Below are 20,449 nucleotides of genomic sequence, written 5' to 3' on the forward strand. Positions count from 1 at the left end.
CGCACCACCGGCCGTCCGAGACAACGCCTCCGGACCGCGCCCGCGCCGAACCCGCGCGCCCGCGTCGTGTGCGAGCCGGGCACCGCCGCGTCCGGCCGATCAGCTCGCGGCGAGCCGCCGCACCGGAGCCGGTAGGTCCCGCACCCGTCGATACGGCCCCGCGACCGAGGCCGCGAACGGCCGGGACAGCAGCGCCGCCGCGATCTCACCGACCTCCTCGGTGGTCACGGCATCGATCCGGGCCAGGGTCTCGGAAACGCTGCGATGGTTGCCGTAGCTCAGTTCGCTGCGCCCGATCCGGTTCATCCGGGACGCCGAATCCTCCAGCCCCAGCACCAGCCCGCCCCGCAGCGAACCCTTGGCCCGGGCGCATTCGGCATCGGTGATGCCGTCGGCGGCGACCTCCTCGAGCACTCCGCGAGCCAGCGTCGCCACCTCGCCGAGGTTCTCCGGCTGACAGCCCAGATACACCGAGAACGCGCCGGTGTCGGCGAAGGTGTCCACACTCGAGTACACCGAATAGGCGAGCCCGCGCTCCTCCCGGATGCGCTGGAACAGACGGGAACTCAGGCCACCACCGACCACCGTGTTGAGCACCGACAGCGGCCAGCGCAGCTGCCCTTCGTGACGACCGTAGGCCCGCACCCCGAACACCAGATGCGCCTGCTCGCTGTCCCGGTTGGACCAGGTCAGCCGCGGCTCTTCCCGGGTGCGGAAGCGGCCTTCGCGCCGCGGGGCGGGCAGTGCGCCCGGATCGAGTCGAGCGGCGACCGCGCGGTGCACCAGTTCCACCGTGTGCTCGTGCTCGATATTGCCCGCCACCGCGACGACCATCCGGTCGGGCGTGTATCGACGCTGATGGAAGGAGCGCAACTGACTCGCCCGCATCCCTTCGATGGATTCCACCGAGCCGATGATCGGCCGGCCGATGGGATGGTCGCCGAACAACGCGGTCAAGAAGGCGTCACCGACGAGATCCTCCGGATCGTCGTCACGCATCGCGATCTCTTCCAGCACGACCTGGCGCTCCACATCGACATCCGCTGCCCGGCACAATCCGTTGAGCACGACATCGGTGACCAGGTCCACCGCCAGCGGCAGATCCTCGTCCACCACATGGGCGTAGTAGCAGGTCTGTTCCTTGGCGGTGAAGGCGTTCAGTTCGCCGCCGACCGCGTCCATGGCCTCGGCGATATCCAGCGCCGAACGGGTCGGCGTCGCCTTGAACAGCAGATGCTCCAGGAAATGCGCGGCACCGGCGACGGTGGGACCCTCATCGCGCGAACCGACCCCCACCCAGACCCCGACAGAGGCCGAACGGACACCGGGCACCTGCTCGGTCACCACCCGCAGTCCACCCGGCAGGACGGTACGCCGCACTCCGTTGTCGATATCGACCGTTTCGCCGATCCGCCACGCCGATGACGAACCCCCCTGCCCACTGGGGCGCAGGGGGGCCGTCGTTTTCTGCTCCGTCACACGACCAGTACTACTCGGTCGCTGCCGCGTCCGCATCGGCGGGCGCCTCGTCGGCACTCTCGTCGACGGGGACCAGCGAGATCTTGCCGCGGTTGTCGATATCGGCGATCTCCACGCGCAGCTTGTCGCCGACGTTCACCACGTCCTCGACCTTGGCCACGCGCTTGCCGTTGCCCAGCTTGGAGATGTGCACCAGACCGTCGCGGCCGGGCAGCAGCGAGACGAACGCGCCGAACGCGGTGGTCTTGACGACCGTGCCGAGGAACCGCTCGCCGACCTTGGGCAGCTGCGGGTTGGCGATCGCGTTGATCGCGTCGATCGCCGCCTGCGCCGACGGGCCGTCGGTGGCCCCGACGAACACGGTGCCGTCGTCCTCGATGGAGATATTGGCGCCGGTGTCCTCGGTGATCTGGTTGATCATCTTGCCCTTGGGCCCGATGACCTCGCCGATCTTGTCGACCGGGATCTTGATCGCGGTGACGCGCGGCGCGTACGGGCTCATCTCGTCCGGGGTGGCGATGGCCTCGGCCATCACGTCCAGGATGGTGGTGCGGGCGTCGTGCGCCTGGCTCAGCGCACCGGCGAGCACCTGCGAGGGGATCCCGTCGAGCTTGGTGTCGAGCTGCAGGGCGGTGACGAAGCCTCGGGTACCGGCGACTTTGAAGTCCATATCGCCGAAGGCGTCCTCGGCGCCGAGGATATCGGTCAGCGCGACATAACGGACTTCCTGCGCACCGGCCTCATTGGTGACGGTGTCCGACACCAGGCCCATGGCAATACCCGCGACCGGCGCCTTCAGCGGCACACCGGCGTTGAGCAGCGACAGGGTCGACGCGCACACCGAGCCCATGGAGGTGGAGCCGTTGGAGCTCAGCGCCTCCGACACCTGCCGGATCGCGTAGGGGAACTCCTCCTGACTCGGCAGCACCGGCATCAGCGCCCGCTCGGCCAGCGCGCCGTGGCCGATCTCGCGACGCTTCGGCGAACCGACGCGACCGGTCTCACCGGTCGAGTACGGCGGGAAGTTGTAGTGATGCATATAGCGCTTGGAGGTTTCCGGGCCGAGCGAATCGACCTGCTGCGCCATCTTCACCATATCGAGGGTGGTGACACCCATGATCTGGGTTTCGCCACGCTCGAACAGCGCCGAACCGTGTGCCCGCGGCACCACGGCGACCTCGGCCGACAGCGCACGGATATCGGCCAGACCACGGCCGTCGATCCGGAATCCGTCGGTGAGGATGCGCTGGCGCACCAGCTTCTTGGTCACCGAGCGGAACGCGGCGCCGAGTTCTTTCTCCCGGCCCTCGAACTGCTCGCCCAGCCGGGACAGCACCTCGAGTTTGATCTCGTCGATCTTCTCGTCGCGCTCCTGCTTACCGGCGATGCTCAGCGCCTCCGACAGCGGCGCCTTCGCGGCCTCTTCGACCGCGGCGTACGCGTCGTCGGCGTACGGCGGGAACAGCGGGAATTCCTCGGTGGGCTTGGCCGCGAGTTCGGCCAGATCCTGCTGCGCCCGGCACAGCCGCGCGATGAACGGCTTGGCGGCCTCGAGGCCCTCGGCGACCACGGCTTCGGTCGGCGCCTGCGCGCCGCCGTCGATCAGCTCGATCACGTTATCGGTGGCCTCGGCCTCGACCATCATGATCGCGACATCGCCGGTTTCGGTGACCCGGCCGGCCACGACCATATCGAAAACAGCCTTCTCCAGCTGCTCGACGGTCGGGAAGGCGACCCACTGGCCGCCCGCGGCGGTACCCACCGCCGGATCGTTGATCAGGGCGACCCGCACGCCGCCGACCGGGCCGGAGAACGGCAGGCCCGAGATCTGGGTGGACGCCGAGGCCGCGTTGATGGCGACCACGTCGTAGAGATCCTTGGGATCCAGGCTCAGGACGGTCACCACGACCTGGATCTCGTTGCGCAGGCCGTCGACGAACGACGGGCGCAGCGGCCGGTCGATCAGGCGGCAGGTGAGGATCGCGTCGGTGGAGGGACGGCCCTCGCGGCGGAAGAACGACCCGGGGATCCGGCCCGCCGCGTACATCCGCTCCTCGACATCGACGGTCAGCGGGAAGAAATCGAACTGGTCCTTGGGGTGCTTACCGGCGGTGGTCGCCGACAGCAGCATGGTCTCGTCGTCCAGGTAGGCGGCGACCGATCCGGCGGCTTGTTTCGCGAGCCGGCCCGTTTCGAAGCGAACGGTGCGGGTGCCGAACGCGCCGTTGTCGATCAGCGCGACGGATTCGAAAACACCCGGTTCGACCTCGATGGCCGAGCTCTTCGAGCGTTCAATCGTTTCTGGCATTTCTCTGTTCTCAACCTCTCGTCTCGCCGGATACAGCGCCCGGTGGCGCGATCCGGCTGTGTCAGCCGTACCAGGTTCGAACGCGGCGCGTCGGCGGAACCGCGGTGACCGTCGGGGTCAGCGGTAGCCGTATTCGTGCTGCGGCGCGTACACCCGGCCGGGCTCCCCTTGGAGCCGGCGACGCGGAGGCGGTCATCGATCGAAGCTCTCCGGCGTTCACGACCGGGCCGAAAAGCCACTACCGAAGACCGACGCCACGAGCGCGGGTGTGCACGGCTGGTTCTGTCGTTTCGCATCCGGGAGACCCCCGGTACACGAAAATGCCGACGAGGCGATTGTATGCGCCCCGTCGGCATACGTACCGCCCGGCTCATGGAACCGGGCGTGTTCAAGATCGATCAGCGCCGCAGGCCGAGGCGTTCGATCAGGCTGCGGTACCGGTTGATGTCGTTGTTCGCCAGGTACTTCGACAGCCGCTTGCGACGACCGATCAGCGCCATCAGCCCGTGGCGGGTGTGGTGATCGTGCTTGTGCACCTTCAGGTGCTCGGTGATATCGGAGATACGCTTGGTCAGCAGCGCGATCTGGGCCTCCGGCGAACCGGTGTCCGTCTCGTGCAGACCGTACTCCGCGAGAATGGTCTTCTTCTGCTCGGTGGTCAACGCCATGGGGCATCCACTCCTGTTTCTCAGTTCCGCGCGCGAGGGCCCGGTGACCACAGCACCCGATATCGGCGAAGGCGAATATCGTGATGATCCGGCCGGAGTTCCGGGATGGGCGCCGCCGCGGACCGCAGCAGACCCGACGAGAAACCCTACAGGAACGGGCACCCGATACCCGCATCGGGCCGCGGGCTCAGCTCCCGGAACCGAGGATCTTGCGGGTCGTCTCCACATCCCGGCCCATGACCGCGACCAGTTCGTCGACCGAATCGAATTTCCGCATACCCCGCAGATGGTCCACGAAATCCACCGCCACGTGCTGGCCGTAGAGGTCGGCCTCCCGGTCCAGGACATAGGCCTCGACGGTGCGGGCCCGCCCGGAGAAGGTGGGGTTGGTGCCGACCGAGATCGCGGCCATCACCGGCTCGCCGGGAGTCACCGTTCCGATGGTGGGACCGGGCCCCAGTACGGTGAACCAGCCCGCGTAGACCCCGTCCGCCGGAATGGCGGCATGCATCGGCGGTGCGACATTGGCCGTCGGGAAGCCCAGGGTCCGGCCGCGACCGTCGCCGCGGACGACCACCCCTTCGACCCGGTGCGGGCGGCCCAGCGCATCGGCGGCGGCGGCCATGTCCCCGGCGTCCACACAGGCCCTGATATAGGTGGAGGAGAAGGTGACGGCATGCTCGCCCAGCAGCGTCACCGCGTCGACCTCGAAACCGAACCGCCCGCCGAGTTCGCGCATGGTGGCGACAGTGCCCGCGGCCTTCTTACCGAAGGTGAAATTGTCGCCGACCACCACCTCGCTGACATGTAACCGCTCCACCAGCAGATCGTGCACGTACTCACCCGGGGTGAGCTTCATGAAGTCGTGAGTGAACGGCATGACGCAGAAGACGTCCACACCCAGTTCCTCGGCCAGTTCGGCACGGCGGGTGAGCGTGGTGAGCTGCGCGGGGTGGGACCCGGGCCGGATCACCTCCATCGGATGTGGATCGAAAGTCATCAGGACCGCCGGGACATCACGCGCGGCAGCGGACTTCACCGCCCGGCTGATCAACTGCGCGTGCCCGCGATGAACACCGTCGAATACGCCGATCGTGAGAACGCACCGCCCCCAGTCCGCGGGTACGTCGTCGAGACTTCGCCACCTCTGCACAGACGCCAAGCCTACGCAAACATGCGCCCGTACCGTATTCGGGTGCGGCGGGTGTTCGACTGCGCAACGCGCGGGAGAACACCGGGTTTCCCGGAGGAGACGTCATCGATGCGCCTTCGTATCCGCTCCGGCCGGGCGCGGGCGGTGCCCGGCTGCGCCGTCTAGGTGGATCGGCGCGGGAGTGCCTAAGCTCGTGATCGTGCCCGGAAAACGAGATATCGCCACCCGACGGGACCTCGCCGACGCCGGGGAATCGGTCGCTCCGGGACTGTCGTCGGTGGCGCAGGACTATCTGAAAGTCATCTGGACGGCCCAGGAGTGGTCGCAGGAGCGGGTGAGCACCAAACTGCTCGCCGAACGTATCGGCGTCTCCGCCTCCACGGTGTCGGAGGCCGTGCGCAAATTATCGGACCAGGGCTTGGTGGAGCACGCCCGCTACGGCTCCATCACGCTGACCGAGGAGGGCCGCCGGGCCGCCATCGCGATGGTGCGCAGGCATCGCCTGATCGAGACATTCCTGGTGAGCGAGCTGGGTTACGGCTGGGACGAGGTGCACGACGAGGCGGAGATCCTGGAGCACGCGGTCTCGGACCTGCTGATGGCGCGGATCGACGCGAAACTCGGGTTCCCGGACCGCGATCCACACGGGGATCCGATTCCGTCCGTGGATGGCGCCGTACCGACACCGCCGGCCCGCCGGTTGATCGATTTCGAGGCCGGAGATACGGGCCGGGTGGCCCGTATCTCCGATTCCGATCCGGAGATGCTGCGGTATTTCGACTCGGTGGGCATCGCCCTGGACACGGTGATCGTGGTGGTGGAGCGCCGCGATTTCGCGGGGACCATCGCGGTGCGGATCGGGCGCGAGGAGACCCTCACCGATCTCGGTAGCATCGCGGCCGAGGCGATCTGGCTCCGGGACTGACCGGTACCGCGCGCGCCCGCGGCCGGTGCGACGGCCCGACCGCGGTCCGTCCGCCACACGCCTGATCGACTCACCACGCGCCCGGGGCGACGAGGCCGGAACCCGCCGCGGACCCCTGCGCCCGTATCCCGTGGGCATTGCCGAGAAGGGGGCCGACGTGCTATTCATATTGTCAACAATCCGACAATTTCCGAGTGGACCTCACTCGGCCTCGCACACCCGTCGGTCCGGCCCGCCGTACCGACCGTCCCGGGAGGCGGAACAACCATGGCCGAACTTTCCCCGATCCTGAAGCAGGCCACCCCGGTCACCGTGGATCACGGTGCCGGCTGCTACCTCTACGACGTCGACGGCCGCCGGTTTCTCGATTTCACCGCCGGTATCGGGGTCACCAGTACCGGCCACTGCCATCCCCGGGTGGTCGCCGCGGCACAGGAACAGGTCGGCAAGCTGATCCACGGCCAGTACACGACCGTGATGCACCGGCCGATGCTGGAACTCACCGAGCGGCTGGGCACCGTGCTGCCCGACGGGCTGGATTCGGTGTTCTACGCCAATTCCGGTAGCGAGGCCGTCGAAGCGTCCTTGCGGCTGGCCCGGCAGGCCACCGGCCGCCCCAATGTGATCGTCTTCCACGGCGGCTTCCATGGTCGCACCGTCGCCGCCGCGACCATGACCACCTCCGGAACCCGCTTCTCCGCCGGTTTCAGCCCGCTGATGTCCGGCGTACACGTGGCCCCCTTCCCCACCGCCTACCGGTACGGCTGGACCGAGGCCGAGGCCACTGCTTTCGCATTGCGCGAACTCGACTACATCTTCGCCACCCTCACCTCACCCGCTGAGACGGCCGCCTTCGTCGTGGAACCGGTCCTCGGCGAGGGCGGTTACATTCCCGGCAACCGGGAGTTCTTCCAGGGGCTGCGCGAACGCGCCGACCGGTACGGCATCCTGTTGATCTTCGACGAGATCCAGACCGGTTTCGGCCGCACCGGAAAGTTCTTCGGCCACCAGCATTTCGACGTCCGGCCCGATGTGATCACCATGGCGAAAGGGCTGGCCAGCGGCTTCCCCATCTCCGGTATCGCCGCCTCGGCGGAACTCATGGGGCGCGCCTGGCCCGGGTCACAGGGCGGCACCTACGGCGGTAATGCCGTGGCCTGCGCCGCCGCGCTGGCCACTCTCGACGTGATCGAATCGGAGGGCCTGGTCCAGAACGCGGCAGTCCGCGGTGATCAGCTCCTGGCCGGCGTGCGGGCCACGGAATCCAAGGCGATCGGTGATGTCCGGGGCCTGGGCCTGCTGGTGGGCGCGGAATTCACCACTCCCGACGGCACACCCGACCGGGAAACGGCCACCGCCGCACAGCAACTCGCTGCCGAGAAGGGGCTGCTGCTGCTGACCTGCGGTGCCCATATGAACGTGGTGCGGATGATCCCGCCGCTCATCGTCTCCGAGGAGCAGATCACCGACGCCCTGGCCATCTGGTCCGACGTGCTCGGCGGGCTGGGTCTCTGATGGCGCGCTACATCACGATCACCCTCACCAAGGCCGGAATCACCTGCCGGGCCCGGCTTCTCGACGACGCGGCACCGCGCACCTGCGCCGCGGTATGGGAGGCTCTCCCTCAGGAAGGGGACGCCTTCCACGCCAAGTACGCCCGCAACGAGGTGTACACCCTGGTGCCCCGGATTCCCGGCGCCCCACATCGGGAGAACCCCACGGTCACCCCGATTCCGGGCGATATCTGCCTGTTCGATTTCGAGCCGTGGGAAATAGGCAATCCGGCCTACGGGTACGAGCCTGGATCGACCGCCCATCACGATCAGGGCGCCACCGATCTCGCACTCTTCTACGGCCGGAACAACCTGCTCATCAACGGTGATCTCGGCTGGGTCCCGGGCAATGTCTTCGCGACCATCGAGGAGGGGCTGCCGGAACTCGCCACCGCCTGCAACGCATTGTGGCTGCACGGTGTAGCGGGCGAATCCCTCGCCTTCGCCCGCGCCTGACCGCCGGGCCCCGGGCACCTGCACAGCCGGGCGGGCGGTCGGTCGGCCGTTACCGTCCGGCCGCCCGGCCGTGGGCAACGAGACGGCGCGAACCGTAGCTCAGTGCTCCCATCCCGATCACCACGGCGCCGGCGACCACCGCCGATACCGGCAGGGTGACCGCGAGGACGAGGCAGCCGGCGAACCCGAGCGCGGCGACCGGCCGCAACCGGCGGCGGTCCGCGCGCCCCAGTGTCCAGGCCGCCGCGTTGGCGACAGCGTAATAGAGCAGCACGCCGAACGAGGAGAACCCGATCGCCGCGCGCATATCGGCGGTCGCCGCGAGCGCGGCGGCGGCGATGCCGACCGCGAGTTCGGCACGACGGGGTACCGCGAATCGCGGGTGCACTGCCGCCAGCACCGCGGGCAGGTGCCGGTCACGCGCCATCGCGAGGGTGGTTCGTGACACTCCGAGCAGCAGGGCCAGCAGCGCACCGAGCGCCGCCACGGCCGCTCCGGCACGAACCACCGGCTCCAGCCATCGGACACCCGCGACCTGCACCATCTCCGCCAGCGGCGCCGCCGACCCGGCCAGCCGTCCCGGTCCGAGCACCAGCAGCGCCGACACCGCGACCAGCGCGTACATACCCAGCGCGAGGGCCAGGGAGATCGGTACGGCCCGGGGGACGGTGTGGGCCGGATCGCGGACCTCTTCGCCGAGCGTTGCGATCCGCGCGTACCCGGCGAAGGCGAAGAACAACAGGCCCGCCGCCTGGAGCACCCCGGCCACGGTGGTATCCGGCCCGAGTTCGAGCCGGGCGAAGTCGGCAGAGCCCGAACCGAGACCCGCGACCACGACGCCGATCAGCACGACCGATACGAACACCACGACGACCCGGGTCGCCCATACCGATTTCTGCACCCCGAACCAGTTGATCGCGGTCACTCCCACCACCACCGCCACCGCCACCGCGTGCGCCCGGTCCGGCCGGATGTAGATCCCCACCGTGAGCGCCATAGCCGCGCAGGAAGCGGTCTTGCCGACCACGAAGGTCCACCCGGCCAGAAAACCCCAGAACGGACCCAGCCGTTCGCGTCCGTACACGTACGCCCCACCCGACGACGGGTAGCGTGCCGCCGGCCGGGCCGAGGACATGGCGTCGCAGTAGGCGACCACCGCCGCTACCGCCGGCCCGATCAGCAGACCGGACCCGGCCGCTCGTGCGGCCGGCGCGATCGCGGTGAAGACACCGGCACCGAACATCGCACCGAGCCCGACGACCACGGCATCGCCCACCCCCAGACGGCGGCGTAGCGTCCCCGCCTCTCGCGGGCGCGCGGCACCGACCGGCTCGTCGTGGGACACGATCCTCCTGTCCTCGTTTCGAAGCCGAGGATAGAGCCCCTGGTCGGGGTCCGTGCGACGCGCCGATATGCCGCGCTACCGGTCGCCGGTACCCGGTTGCGATCCGGCCGGCCGATCAGGACCGGCACAGGCCGATCCGGGGCGCACCGGACGCCGGCGGCCGCGGAACGACCGTGACGGGTGAACGCGCGCACCGGCCGGCCGTAGTACGCGGTCAACGCCCGGTGAGGACCGCTTCCGCGTAGCGTCCCACCGCGAGCACCAGATCGTCGGAGTGCCGGGGGCCCACGATCTGCAGCCCGACCGGTAGTCCCTCGCTCGTCCGTCCGGCCGGGATACTCAGTGCCGGCTGTTGGGTGAGGTTGAACGGATAGGTGTAGGGCGTCCAATCCGGCCAGTCCGACATTCCGCTGCCGGGCGGCACATCGTGCCCCGCCGCGAACGCGGTGATCGGGACGGTGGGGGTGATGAGTATGTCGTAGGCGGTATGGAAGGTCCCCATGGTGATCGCCACCTGGGCAGCAACCGCGCGGGCATCGAGATAGTCGGTGGCGGACAGGGTTTCACCGTGTTCCCACACCCGGCGCAGGCCGGGGTCGGCATTTTCGCGGGCACCTTCCGGGAACGTCGCGAGCATAGCCGCGGCGCCCGCGGCCCACATGATGTCGAAGGCGTCCCGCGGATCGGCGAACCCCGGGTCCGCGGCCGAGACACGGAGCCCGGCGGCCTCGAGTTCGGCCACGGCTGCGGAGACGATCGCCTCGACCTCCGGATCCGGCCGCACATAGCCGAGTGTCGGTGAATAGGCAGCGGTCACACCGCGGACATCGCGCTGGATCTGACCCCGGAACGTGGTCAATGTGGGCGCGAGCGCGGTGGGATCGCGTGGATCCGGCAGCGCGAGGATATCGAGCAACAGCGCGGCGTCCTCGACTGTCCGGGTGAGCGGCCCGGCATGGGCCAGCGGACCGAACGGACTGGCCGGATACAGCGGGATACGCCCGTGGGTGGGTTTGAATCCCACGATGCCGCAGAACGACCCCGGAATCCGGACGCTGCCGCCGCCGTCGGTGCCGACCGATACCGGTCCCATACCGGCCGCCACCGCCGCCGCGCTGCCGCCGGAGGACCCACCGGCGGTGCGGGCGGGATCGACCGGATTGCGGGTGATCCCGGTGAGCGGGCTGTCCGTCACACCTTTCCAGGCGATCTCCGGGGTGGTGGTCTTACCGACCATCACCATCCCGTCCTCTCGGACCCGCGCCGCCACGGGGCTGTCCACCGGCCAGGGCCCTTCCGGGCCGATGCTCAGCGAACCACGGCGGGTCGGCCAGTCCTCGGTGAGGAAGATGTCCTTGATGGAGATCGGCACACCGTCGAGCAGGCCGCGGACGTGTCCGGATTGCCAGCGGGCCTCGGATTCCTTGGCCTGCACCAGTGCCCGGTCGGGGTCGACCAGGCAGAAGGCGTTGATATCGGCATCGCGCGCGGTGATGGCGGCGAGAACGGCGTCGGTGGCCTCGACCGGGGACAGTGTCCCGGCGGCATAGGCCGAGACCAGTTCCACCGCGGTCATCTCGGCGGGGTCGGTCGGTCGGGGGGTCTCGGGGTGGCTCATTCTGGGGCCCTCCTTCAGCCGGGCACGTACCCCAGCGTTTTGTCGACGACATTGTCCAGCGGACGGCCGGCCGACCAACGGTCGAAATTGGCGGCGAACGCGGCGACCATCTCAGCGCGCCAGCCGACGAAATCGCCGGAATTGTGCGGCGTGACGCGCGCCGTGGGCAGTGTCCACAGTGGATGGCCGGACGGTAGCGGCTCCGGGTCCACCACGTCCAGTGCGGCGCCGGCGATTCCACCGGCGCGCAGCGCGTCGACGAGATCGTCGGTCACGACCAGTTCGCCGCGTCCCACATTGATGAAGCGGGCATGCGGTTTCATGGCGCCGAACGCACGGGCATCGAACATATGCCGGGTGCGGTCGGTGAGTGGGGCGATGGCGACGACGTAATCGGCGCAGGGAAGTTCGGCGTACAGATCGGTGGTCACCACCCCGAAATCGGGATCATCGTTGCGGGCGCGGCGGCCGACGGCGCGGACCCGCATTCCGGCGGCCCGCAGCAGTCCGGCGATGGCGCGGCCGATCGCCCCGGTGCCGACGACGAGCGCGGTGGACCCCGCGATACGCTCGGATTCCCGATGCTGCCAGATCTGTTGCTGCTGCAACCGATTGGAGCCGGCGAGATCCTTGGCGAAATCGAGGATCTGGCCGAGCACGTATTCGGCTATCGCGGTATCGAATACACCTCGGGTGTTGGTGACGACGACATCGCCGGCGCGCAGTTCGGGGAAGAGCACGGTATCGACACCGGTCGCGGCGACGTGCACCCAGCGCAGCCGGTCGGCCGCGTGCCAGGCATCCGGCAGCGCCGGGGTCTGGAAGTCGTAGACGAACAGTACCTGCGCGCCGGGCAGCGCGTCCGCCAGTCCGGCGGAGTCGGTGTACCGCACCGTGGCCCGCGCACTCACCGGCGCCATGAGGGCCGGATCGGGCGGTCGGCCACTGTGCACAACGGTGACAATCGGGCCCGATTCCATATTGACACGGTATGGTCACATCGTATGATTGTCAACAATCCGATCGTTCTCGGAGGTCTACCCGGCTGAGCGCGAGAGGGGCCGCAGTGGAGTTCGATTTTCCCGATATGGAGGGCCCGGTCGCGCAGCGGGGCATCGGTGTCATCGCACCGTTCGACCTGGCGCTGGAGCGCGAACTCTGGCGTTGGGTACCGCTGGAGGTGAGCCTGCACCTGGCACGCACCCCGTACGAACCGGTACCGGTATCGCTGGCCATGGCCGAACTGGTCTCCGATGCCGTACATCTCACCGCGGCGACCCGCAATGTGCTGCACGTCGAGCCCGAGGTCGTCGCTTATCTGTGCAACTCCGGCAGTTTCATCAAAGGGATCGAATACGAACGGTCCCTGTGCGACACGATCTGCCGGGCCGGCGCCGCGAATGCGGTGACCACCTCCGGCGCCCTGCTCGAAGCCGTACGGCATCTCAATATCGGGCAGATCTCCGTGATGACCCCGTACGACGAGCTCCTCACCGGCAAGTTACGCGATTTCCTCGACGAAGCCGGCTGTTCGGTGGTCCGCTCCGAGCATCTGGGCCTGGGCGGCGGTATCTGGAAGGTCAACTACCGCACCATCGCCGAGCGCATCATCGGCGCCGACGACCCCAAGGCCGAGGCGATTTTCGTCAGCTGCACCAATCTTCCCACCTACGACATCATCGAACCGCTGGAGAAGATGCTGGGCAAACCGATCCTCACCGCGAACCAACTCACCATGTGGGCCTGCCTGGGGCGAATGAAACTGCCCATGATGGGCCCCGGCCGCTGGCTGCTGGAGGTGTTCTGACCCATGCCTTCGCCCGACGGCACCCCGACCAGGAACGGAGCCATCATGCCGGTACCGACGATCGGTTTCATCTACCCCGACCACGCCGCCGAGGACGACTACCCGCGCGCGGAATCGATCCTGGGCGCGCGCCTGCCGGTCGCCCATATCTACGGCACCGATCTGCACGCGGTGCCCGAACTGCTGGATCTCGGCAGCCCGGACAAGCTCCGCGACGGTGCCGCGCAGTTGTCCGCGCACCGGCCCGACGCGGTCGTCTGGGCTTGCACCTCGGGCAGTTTCGTCTACGGCCCGGACGGGGCCGAACAGCAGGTGCGCGGCCTGGCCGAGGCCGCCGGAGTCCCCGCTTCCAGCACCAGTTTCGCCTTCGTGGCGGCGGCCCGGGAGCTCGGTATCCGGCGGGTGGCGGTGGCCGCGAGCTATCCCGACGACGTCGCGCGGTTGTTCGCCGACTTCCTGGCCGATGCCGGGATCACCATCGTCGCGTTCCGCAGCGCGGGGATCGAAACCGCGGCGGAGGTCGGCACCCTCACCAACGACCAGGTGCTCGAACTCGCCCTCGCCAACGATCATCCCGACGCCGAAGCGCTGCTGATCCCCGATACCGCCATGCATACGCTCGAGGTCCTGCCGCGGCTGGAAGCCGCATTGGGCAAACCGGTACTCACCGCCAACCAGGTCACCATCTGGGAAGGATTGCGGCTCGCCGGTGCCACCCCGATATCGTCATCGCTGGGGGCGTTGTTCGCGGAAAGGTCTACCCATGTCGGTGGTTGATTTCGAACCGGTCAATCAGCGGTCCACCGCCGAGATGATCGCGGACAAACTGCGCGAGGCGATCGTGCGCGGTGGGCTGGAGCCGGGCGCCCAGCTGGGCGAGGCCGATCTGGCCGCACAGTTCGGGGTCTCCCGGGGACCGGTGCGGGAGGCGATGCAGCGGCTGGTGTCGGAGGGCCTGCTGCACAGCATCCGCAACCGCGGGATCTTCGTCATCGAACTGACGCTCGCCGATGTCGTCGATATCTATCGATCCCGTACCGCCATCGAGGGCGGTGCGCTCACGCTCATTCTCGACGACCGCCGCGAGGTCGCCTACGAAGCGTTGGCGCCGAGCGTCGCGGCCATGCTGGATCGCGCCGAGGCGGGTGATCCGGCGGGCGTCTCCGACGCCGACCGGCAGTTCCACGAGGCACTGGTGGCAGCGGCCGGGAGCCCGCGGCTGGTGCGCGCGGCCCGGACCCTGCTGATCGAGACCAGGATGTGCCTGGGCGCATTGCAGACCACCTACCCGGACCTGCGGGAACAGGCCCAGGAACATGTGGCGTTGCGCGAAGCGATCGGCGCCGCCGCGCCGCCCCGGGTCCATCAGCTGCTGCGCGACCATATGGACGACGCGGTCCAGCGGCTGCGCGTCCGATACGCCGCGGAGCCGATTCCCGGCTGACCGGGTCGGTCAGTCGATCAGCCCACGCGGGCGCACCACCAGCACCGGCGACGCCCGATTGCCCTTTTCCTGGAGCAGCGCGATCACCTTCTCGTCCGCGGTGAGCGCGGCATAGACGCCCGCCTGCCCGACCGGATCGAGCCAGCGTCCGTCGCGCAGTTTCTCCGCCTCCGCGGCACGGATGGTCCGCTGGGGGAAGGACAGCCGGACAGCGGCGTCGATATCCAGGCTGGGCGCCGGGTTCTCGGCCAGTTCCTCCAGCGTGCGTGCGTGGTCCAGCGTGAACGGTCCTACCCGGGTGCGTCGCAATGCGGTCAGATGGCCGCCCACCCCGAGGGCCGCGCCGAGATCGCGTGCCAGCGCGCGAATATAGGTTCCCGAAGAACAATCGACCGCCACATCGAGATCGACCCAGCCTTGCGCCGCGATATCGCGGCGCGCGAGCACATCGAACCGGGAGACGGTGACCGGCCGCGCCGGGATTTCCACTTCCTCGCCGGCCCGATGCCGGGCATAGGCCCGTTCCCCGGCGATCTTGATCGCGCTCACGGTCGCCGGGACCTGCTGGATATCCCCGGTGAGCGTGGCGACGACCCGCGCGATCTCGGCATCGGTGACCCCGTCGGCCACTGCCGTGGTCAGTACCTCGCCCTCCGCGTCGTCGGTGGTGGTGGACCGGCCCAGCCGGACGGTCGCGGTGTAGCTCTTGGTGGTCAGGGTGAGCAGACCCAGCAGCTTGGTGGCTCGCTCCACACCGAGTACCAGCACTCCGGTGGCCATCGGATCGAGCGTGCCCGCGTGCCCGACCTTCTTGGTGTGCAGCAATTTCCGGGTTTTGGCGACGATATCGTGGCTGGTGGGACCCCCCGGCTTGTCGACGATCAGCAGACCGCCCAGCAGATCGGCCATCAGCTGTGCACGATCGCGGTCAGGATGAAACCGTCGGTTATCCGCCAGCGTCCGTCGAAGGAGGTCAGCGGTACTCCCCCGTCACCGGTCTGCCCGGGGACCAGCAGCTGCGAGCGGAAGGTGCCCGCGCCGGTGGTATCCGTGGCCTCGGCCACCGTGAAGGTGATGTGTGCATCCTCGAAACCGAGCCAGCGGGTGGTCAGCGGGAACCACGCCTTGTAGGTGGCCTCTTTCGCGCAGAAGAGCAGGCGGTCCAGGTGCAGGGCGGAATCGCTGGTGCGCAACCATTCCCGCTCGGCGGGCAGGCTCACCGAATCCAGCACCCCCTCCGGGAGGGTGTCGTGCGGTTCGGCGTCGATCCCGATCGAGCGGTAGCGCATCTTGTGGGCCAGTGCCGCGCCGCGGAAACCGTCGCAGTGGGTGAGGCTGCCGACGATGCCGCGCGGCCATACCGGCGCACCCCGCTCACCCTTGCCGATCGCCACCGCGGGCTCACCCAGCTGCGCCAGCGCCTGACGGGCGCAGTGCCGCGCGCCGATGAAGTCACGCCGCCGCTTGTCCACCGATTTCGCGATCAGGTGCTCCTCGGCGGGATGCGGCAACAGATCCTCCGGATAGTCGAGCAGCTCGGCGGAGGCGACATCGGCGGGCAAAATTGTCTCGATCATCGTGGCTGAGCCTACTGGGTACGGGCCGCGCGATACCGGGCGCTCTGCCCAGCAGCCACCACCGGTACCCGGCAGCGGGCGCGACCCGGCGCCGCGCCGGTCATCGTGGTCCCCGCGAGCGCTCGCGCACGGCCTCTCCCGATATCGCGGCCGCCCCTGTCAGTCCAGGCCGCGGCGGCGCTGCGCCTTGGCGCGCATCTCGGCCGCGGCCGCCGCCATTTCGGGTGTCACCCGGAAATGACCGCCCCATTCGTTCAGCTCGCCGGGGGCGTACTCGGGGTCGGGCAGGATCTGGCGCAGCAGTTTGTCGGGCATACCGCGTTTCTGCCACTCCCGGGGATAACCCAGCGAGACCTCTTCGAACCGGACACCGTCGTGGAATGTGGTCCGCGGAATGTGCAGATGCCCGTAGACGGCACACAGCACGTTGTAGCGGGTATGCCAGTCGGCGGTGTGCTCGGTACCGCACCACAGGGCGAACTCGGGGTACCAGAGCATATCCGTCTGCTCACGCAGCAACGGGAAATGGTTGATCAGGACCAGCGGGGTGCCCTCGGGCAGGTTGTCGAGTTTGCGCCGGGTGGCACGCAGCCGGGCATCGCACCAGGCGTCCCGAGTGAGGTACGGATCGGGCGAGAGCAGGAATTCGTCGGTGGCCACGACATTGCGTTCCCGGGCGATGGCCAGGCCCTCGGCCTTGGTGCGCGCCCCCGCGGGCAGGAACGAATAGTCGTAGAGCAGGAACAGCGGCGCGATGGTCACCGCGCCACCGTGGGCCTCCGCGCCTGCCCCGGTCCACACGGGGAACGGATCCTCCGGAGTGAGCACATCCAGATCCCGGCACAGCGAGACCAGATAGTCGTAGCGCGCCGCACCGTGCATCTGCACCGGATCCTTGGCGGTGGTCCACAGTTCATGGTTGCCGGGCACCCAGATCACGGTGGCGAACCGTTCCCGCAGCAGTTTCAGCGCCCAGCGGATATCGTCGCTGCGTTCGGCGACATCGCCGGCGACGATCAGCCAGTCCTCCGGCGAATCGGGACGAATATCTTCGACCACCGGTTTGTTGCCCTGGTGACCGACATGAATATCGCTCACAGCCATCAACTTGGGTATCACCACACCCACCTTCGCATATCGCCTTTTACGTCCGGTACCTCCGTACCGGACCACCTGCTGCGCCCCCGGTCACGACGGGATTTCGGCACCGACCCGGATCCAGCGCCCCGACAGCGTCCGTCCGCTCACCGCCGCGAGCCGCAACAGCATGAACGCGATCAGACCGCACCAGATTCCACCGATACCCCAGTCGAAGGCCAGCGACAGCCAGATCGCCGGCAGGAAACCGATCAACGCCGCCCCGAGCGTGGTGGTGCGCAGATAGGCCGCATCCCCGGCACCCAGCAGCACCCCGTCCAACGCGAACACGACCCCGGCCACCGGAATCATCGCCACGAAATACCACCACACCACCCCGGTGCGATCGAGGACCGCGGGATCATCGGTGAACAGCGGCGGGATCAGCGCCGCCCCGGCCGCGAACAACCCGGCCAGCCCCAGCGCGAACACCTCCGACCAGCCGGTGACCCGGCGCGCCACCGCCCGCGCACCGGCCGCGTCGCGCGCGCCCAGCGCCGACCCGACCAGCGTCTGCGCCGCGATGGCCAGCGAGTCCAGGGTGAGTGCGAGAAAGTTCCACAGTTGCAGGACGAGTTGATGCGCCGCCACCGACGCCGCCCCGAACCGGGCGGCCACCGCAGCGGCCGAGACGAAACAGGCCTGGAAGGCAAGACTGCGGGCGATCAGATCACGACCCAGGATCAACTGCGCCTTCATCACCGACGGATGTGGCGCGAGTGGTACCCGGGCCCGCAGGAGCGCGATCAGGAACAGCCCGCCGGTCACCGCCTGGCCCACCACATTCGCCACCGCCGACCCGGGCAGGCCCAATCGCGGCATCCCGGCGAGACCGTGTACCAGCAGCGGGCACAACACCGCCGACAGGCCCAGACCCAGGATCACATAGGTCAACGGACGCCGCGTCTGCTGTACGCCGCGCATCCATCCGTTCCCGGCCATCGACAGCAGAATCAGCGGCACCCCGAACAACGCGATCCGCAACCAGGCCAGCGCTTCGGCCGCGATCTCCGCGTCCCCGGCGACGGCATCGGTGATCGGCACCGCGGCCACCTGCACCACCAGTACGATCACCATTCCGATCGCACCCGCCAGCCAGCTCGCCTGCACACCCTCGCCCACCGCGCCGGGCTCGTCGCCCGCGCCGTGCCGGCGCGCCGATCGGGCGGTCGTACCGTAGGCGAGGAAGGTCAGCTGTGAACTGACCTGCGCGAGAACCAGTCCGCCGACGGCCAGCCCCGCGAGGGCCAGCGCACCCAGGCGGCCGACCACCGCGAGATCGAACAGCAGATAGATCGGTTCGGCCACCAGCACACCGAGCGTGGGCAGGGCCAGTCCCAGGATCCGTCGCGGTCCGGCCGCCACTGCCGGGGCCGCTGACCCGGTCACCTCCGTGTGCATCGATCGCTTTCTCTCCGTACCCGCCGCACGCGTGCCGCGCACCGCGATCGAGCGCAGCGACCGCGCCCACGGTCGCCGACTCGAATATCAGCCCAACGCCGCGCGCAGCTGCGCCAGAATCTCCGCCGGCTCGCCGTAGGTGGTGTACCCCGCCGCATAGCGGTGACCGCCGCCACCCAGATCCGTGGCGATCGCGGCGACATCGGCGCCGGCGCCGCCGGCGGGACCGCTGTCCTTGGACCGCAGCGATACCGTCCAGCGTCGCCGTTCGCCGGTGGGCCCGGCCTCCTTGAACACCGCCGCGATCCCGGCCTCCGCGGTCGCACGCACGATATCGACCACGCTCTCGGCCTCCTCCTGGCGCACCTCCGCGAGATCGGCGGCCGTCACGAACGCCGCGACCAGACCGGTTCCACCGTGGGCCGAGCTGTCGAGGCGGGCGGAGGCGAGCACAGTGGACAACATCTGCAACCACGCGAAGGGATGGGTGTCCATCAGAGTGCGCGTGATGGCGGCACCGTCGATACCGGTGGCGAGCAGACGTTCGGCCAAGGCATGCGTACCGGGGGTCACCCAGCGGAAGGACCCGCTGTCGGTGGCCAGCCCGGCGAACAGGCAATGAGCGATATCGGCGTCGATCGGCTCGCCCCACGCGTCCAGCAACGCCGTGATGACGCTGGCGGTGGATACCGCATCGGGATCGATCAGGTTGATCTCCCCGAACAGGGTGTTGGACCGATGATGGTCGATCACCAGAGTCCTTGCCGCCCCGGGCAACCGGTCGGCAAGGGCGCCGAGCCGGCCCGCGCTGCCGCAGTCCACTGTGACCAGCAGATCGACCTCGTCGGGCACCTCGGCGGGCGCCACCAGGAACCGCGACCCCGGCAGCGTGCGCAACCCCGCGGCCGGTTCCGCCGGCTCGGCGAAAGACACCCGCACCGGTACGCCCCGGCGGTCCAGTACCGCCGCCAGCGCCAGACCGCTGCCCAGCGTATCGGCGTCGGGCTGGACATGGCACAGGACGGTCACCGAACGCGCGCTCTCCAGCGCCCCGACAGCCGCTGTGTAATCGACAGCGGCACCGGATGTGGTCATATCGCCGCGACTCAGTCGTCGTCGCGTGGTGTCTTGTACGGATCGGCGTCGCCCGCGGGTGTCGCCTCCGCGGCCACTCGCGCGACTTCGTCGTCGGCGGCCCGGGCCCGGGCCAGCAGATCCTCCATCTGCCGCGCCGCGTCGGGCACGGTATCGAGGACGAAGCTCAAGGTGGGGGTGAATTTCACCCCGGTACCCGCGCCCACTTTGGAACGCAGTACCCCTTTTGCTTTTTCCAGACCGGCGGCCGCGGCCGAGTAGTCGGGTTCGGCGTCGACGGTTTCACCCATCACCGTGTAGAAGATGGTCGCATCGTGCAGATCTCCGGTCACCCGCGCATCGGTGACAGTGACGAAACGCAAACGCGGATCCTTGATCTCGTATTCGATTGCCGTGGCCACGATCGCGGAGATCCGCTTGGCGAGCCGGCGTGCCCTGGCTTGATCCACCATGGCCGCTCCTTTCCTTTTCAGCGACGGTGGG

19 protein-coding genes are annotated in these 20,449 nt (G+C 68.7%); 6 read left to right on the forward strand and 13 right to left on the reverse strand.

Annotated elements, in window-relative coordinates; all coding sequences use genetic code 11:
• Positions 1 to 99: 99 nt before the first annotated feature.
• The 4 genes from ACWCPQ_RS24105 to ACWCPQ_RS24120 form a co-directional block, all read right to left on the reverse strand.
• On the reverse strand, positions 100 to 1,515 hold the full coding sequence (locus tag ACWCPQ_RS24105; RefSeq protein ID WP_449902595.1) for a M16 family metallopeptidase: 1,416 nt from the start codon (positions 1,513 to 1,515) through the stop codon (positions 100 to 102).
• Positions 1,490 to 3,787 (reverse strand): polyribonucleotide nucleotidyltransferase, encoded by a 2,298-nt coding sequence (locus ACWCPQ_RS24110; protein ID WP_449902597.1) that lies wholly within the window; start codon positions 3,785 to 3,787, stop codon positions 1,490 to 1,492. The genes ACWCPQ_RS24105 and ACWCPQ_RS24110 overlap by 26 nt, the downstream gene beginning before the upstream one ends.
• Positions 3,788 to 4,185: 398 nt before the next feature.
• The gene (gene rpsO, locus ACWCPQ_RS24115; RefSeq protein ID WP_058854000.1) at positions 4,186 to 4,455 is read right to left on the reverse strand and encodes a 30S ribosomal protein S15; all 270 of its coding nucleotides are present in this window, start codon (positions 4,453 to 4,455) and stop codon (positions 4,186 to 4,188) included.
• Positions 4,456 to 4,642: 187 nt separating this feature from the next.
• The gene (locus ACWCPQ_RS24120; protein WP_449902599.1) at positions 4,643 to 5,608 is read right to left on the reverse strand and encodes a bifunctional riboflavin kinase/FAD synthetase; all 966 of its coding nucleotides are present in this window, start codon (positions 5,606 to 5,608) and stop codon (positions 4,643 to 4,645) included.
• 217 nt (positions 5,609 to 5,825) lie between these two features.
• Between ACWCPQ_RS24120 and ACWCPQ_RS24125 the strand changes: the two genes are divergently transcribed.
• The 3 genes from ACWCPQ_RS24125 to ACWCPQ_RS24135 all read left to right on the forward strand — a co-directional run bounded on the left by ACWCPQ_RS24125 (position 5,826) and on the right by ACWCPQ_RS24135 (position 8,542).
• Positions 5,826 to 6,533 (forward strand): metal-dependent transcriptional regulator, encoded by a 708-nt coding sequence (locus ACWCPQ_RS24125; RefSeq protein ID WP_449902664.1) that lies wholly within the window; start codon positions 5,826 to 5,828, stop codon positions 6,531 to 6,533.
• A gap of 267 nt (positions 6,534 to 6,800) precedes the next feature.
• The gene (locus ACWCPQ_RS24130) at positions 6,801 to 8,048 is read left to right on the forward strand and encodes an aspartate aminotransferase family protein (protein ID WP_449902601.1); all 1,248 of its coding nucleotides are present in this window, start codon (positions 6,801 to 6,803) and stop codon (positions 8,046 to 8,048) included.
• Positions 8,048 to 8,542, forward strand: coding sequence for a DUF3830 family protein (locus tag ACWCPQ_RS24135; RefSeq protein WP_449902602.1), 495 nt, complete (start codon positions 8,048 to 8,050; stop codon positions 8,540 to 8,542). The genes ACWCPQ_RS24130 and ACWCPQ_RS24135 overlap by 1 nt, the downstream gene beginning before the upstream one ends.
• Positions 8,543 to 8,591: 49 nt before the next feature.
• Here the strand turns inward: ACWCPQ_RS24135 and ACWCPQ_RS24140 are convergent, their stop codons facing one another.
• The 3 genes from ACWCPQ_RS24140 to ACWCPQ_RS24150 all read right to left on the reverse strand — a co-directional run bounded on the left by ACWCPQ_RS24140 (position 8,592) and on the right by ACWCPQ_RS24150 (position 12,485).
• Positions 8,592 to 9,890, reverse strand: coding sequence for an APC family permease (locus ACWCPQ_RS24140; protein WP_449902666.1), 1,299 nt, complete (start codon positions 9,888 to 9,890; stop codon positions 8,592 to 8,594).
• A 211-nt stretch (positions 9,891 to 10,101) separates the two neighbouring features.
• Positions 10,102 to 11,505: an amidase gene (locus ACWCPQ_RS24145; RefSeq protein WP_449902603.1), complete on the reverse strand. Its 1,404-nt coding sequence runs from the start codon at positions 11,503 to 11,505 to the stop codon at positions 10,102 to 10,104.
• A 14-nt stretch (positions 11,506 to 11,519) separates the two neighbouring features.
• Positions 11,520 to 12,485 (reverse strand): D-2-hydroxyacid dehydrogenase, encoded by a 966-nt coding sequence (locus ACWCPQ_RS24150; protein WP_449902605.1) that lies wholly within the window; start codon positions 12,483 to 12,485, stop codon positions 11,520 to 11,522.
• A 107-nt stretch (positions 12,486 to 12,592) separates the two neighbouring features.
• Here ACWCPQ_RS24150 and ACWCPQ_RS24155 point away from each other — a divergent pair, with 107 nt between their 5' ends.
• From ACWCPQ_RS24155 to ACWCPQ_RS24165, 3 genes are read left to right on the forward strand one after another with little or no spacing between them, the layout of a single operon-like run.
• Positions 12,593 to 13,312, forward strand: a complete 720-nt coding sequence (locus tag ACWCPQ_RS24155; protein ID WP_449902667.1) for a maleate cis-trans isomerase family protein — start codon at positions 12,593 to 12,595, stop codon at positions 13,310 to 13,312.
• Positions 13,313 to 13,357: 45 nt separating this feature from the next.
• The gene (locus ACWCPQ_RS24160; protein ID WP_449902608.1) at positions 13,358 to 14,089 is read left to right on the forward strand and encodes a maleate cis-trans isomerase family protein; all 732 of its coding nucleotides are present in this window, start codon (positions 13,358 to 13,360) and stop codon (positions 14,087 to 14,089) included.
• Positions 14,076 to 14,756: a GntR family transcriptional regulator gene (locus ACWCPQ_RS24165; protein ID WP_449902610.1), complete on the forward strand. Its 681-nt coding sequence runs from the start codon at positions 14,076 to 14,078 to the stop codon at positions 14,754 to 14,756. The genes ACWCPQ_RS24160 and ACWCPQ_RS24165 overlap by 14 nt, the downstream gene beginning before the upstream one ends.
• 9 nt (positions 14,757 to 14,765) lie before the next feature.
• On the opposite strand, the gene truB is transcribed toward ACWCPQ_RS24165, so the two are convergent.
• The 6 genes from truB to rbfA form a co-directional block, all read right to left on the reverse strand.
• Positions 14,766 to 15,665: a tRNA pseudouridine(55) synthase TruB gene (truB, locus tag ACWCPQ_RS24170; RefSeq protein WP_449902613.1), complete on the reverse strand. Its 900-nt coding sequence runs from the start codon at positions 15,663 to 15,665 to the stop codon at positions 14,766 to 14,768.
• Positions 15,665 to 16,333, reverse strand: coding sequence for a 4'-phosphopantetheinyl transferase Npt (gene npt / locus ACWCPQ_RS24175; RefSeq protein ID WP_449902615.1), 669 nt, complete (start codon positions 16,331 to 16,333; stop codon positions 15,665 to 15,667). The genes truB and npt overlap by 1 nt, the downstream gene beginning before the upstream one ends.
• A gap of 159 nt (positions 16,334 to 16,492) precedes the next feature.
• Complete coding sequence (locus tag ACWCPQ_RS24180) at positions 16,493 to 17,452, reverse strand: metallophosphoesterase family protein (protein WP_449902618.1); 960 nt, start codon at positions 17,450 to 17,452, stop codon at positions 16,493 to 16,495.
• 69 nt (positions 17,453 to 17,521) lie between these two features.
• Positions 17,522 to 18,859: an MATE family efflux transporter gene (locus ACWCPQ_RS24185; RefSeq protein ID WP_449902620.1), complete on the reverse strand. Its 1,338-nt coding sequence runs from the start codon at positions 18,857 to 18,859 to the stop codon at positions 17,522 to 17,524.
• A 99-nt stretch (positions 18,860 to 18,958) separates the two neighbouring features.
• Positions 18,959 to 19,966, reverse strand: a complete 1,008-nt coding sequence (locus ACWCPQ_RS24190; protein ID WP_449902623.1) for a DHH family phosphoesterase — start codon at positions 19,964 to 19,966, stop codon at positions 18,959 to 18,961.
• Positions 19,967 to 19,977: 11 nt separating this feature from the next.
• Positions 19,978 to 20,418, reverse strand: a complete 441-nt coding sequence (rbfA, locus tag ACWCPQ_RS24195) for a 30S ribosome-binding factor RbfA (protein ID WP_449902625.1) — start codon at positions 20,416 to 20,418, stop codon at positions 19,978 to 19,980.
• Positions 20,419 to 20,449 lie beyond the last annotated feature (31 nt).

The organism is Nocardia sp. NPDC001965, assembly GCF_053594175.1.

Coding starts and splice junctions, on each gene's coding strand:
- ACWCPQ_RS24105 (WP_449902595.1), bottom strand. CDS start 1,515: ATGCGGACGCGGCAGCGACCGAGTAGTACTGGTCGTGTGACGGAGCAG.
- ACWCPQ_RS24110 (WP_449902597.1), bottom strand. CDS start 3,787: ATGCCAGAAACGATTGAACGCTCGAAGAGCTCGGCCATCGAGGTCGAA.
- rpsO (WP_058854000.1), bottom strand. CDS start 4,455: ATGGCGTTGACCACCGAGCAGAAGAAGACCATTCTCGCGGAGTACGGT.
- ACWCPQ_RS24130 (WP_449902601.1), top strand. CDS start 6,801: ATGGCCGAACTTTCCCCGATCCTGAAGCAGGCCACCCCGGTCACCGTG.
- ACWCPQ_RS24135 (WP_449902602.1), top strand. CDS start 8,048: ATGGCGCGCTACATCACGATCACCCTCACCAAGGCCGGAATCACCTGC.
- ACWCPQ_RS24145 (WP_449902603.1), bottom strand. CDS start 11,505: ATGAGCCACCCCGAGACCCCCCGACCGACCGACCCCGCCGAGATGACC.
- ACWCPQ_RS24150 (WP_449902605.1), bottom strand. CDS start 12,485: ATGGAATCGGGCCCGATTGTCACCGTTGTGCACAGTGGCCGACCGCCC.
- ACWCPQ_RS24155 (WP_449902667.1), top strand. CDS start 12,593: ATGGAGGGCCCGGTCGCGCAGCGGGGCATCGGTGTCATCGCACCGTTC.
- ACWCPQ_RS24160 (WP_449902608.1), top strand. CDS start 13,358: ATGCCGGTACCGACGATCGGTTTCATCTACCCCGACCACGCCGCCGAG.
- ACWCPQ_RS24165 (WP_449902610.1), top strand. CDS start 14,076: ATGTCGGTGGTTGATTTCGAACCGGTCAATCAGCGGTCCACCGCCGAG.
- truB (WP_449902613.1), bottom strand. CDS start 15,665: ATGGCCGATCTGCTGGGCGGTCTGCTGATCGTCGACAAGCCGGGGGGT.
- npt (WP_449902615.1), bottom strand. CDS start 16,333: ATGATCGAGACAATTTTGCCCGCCGATGTCGCCTCCGCCGAGCTGCTC.
- ACWCPQ_RS24190 (WP_449902623.1), bottom strand. CDS start 19,966: ATGACCACATCCGGTGCCGCTGTCGATTACACAGCGGCTGTCGGGGCG.
- rbfA (WP_449902625.1), bottom strand. CDS start 20,418: ATGGTGGATCAAGCCAGGGCACGCCGGCTCGCCAAGCGGATCTCCGCG.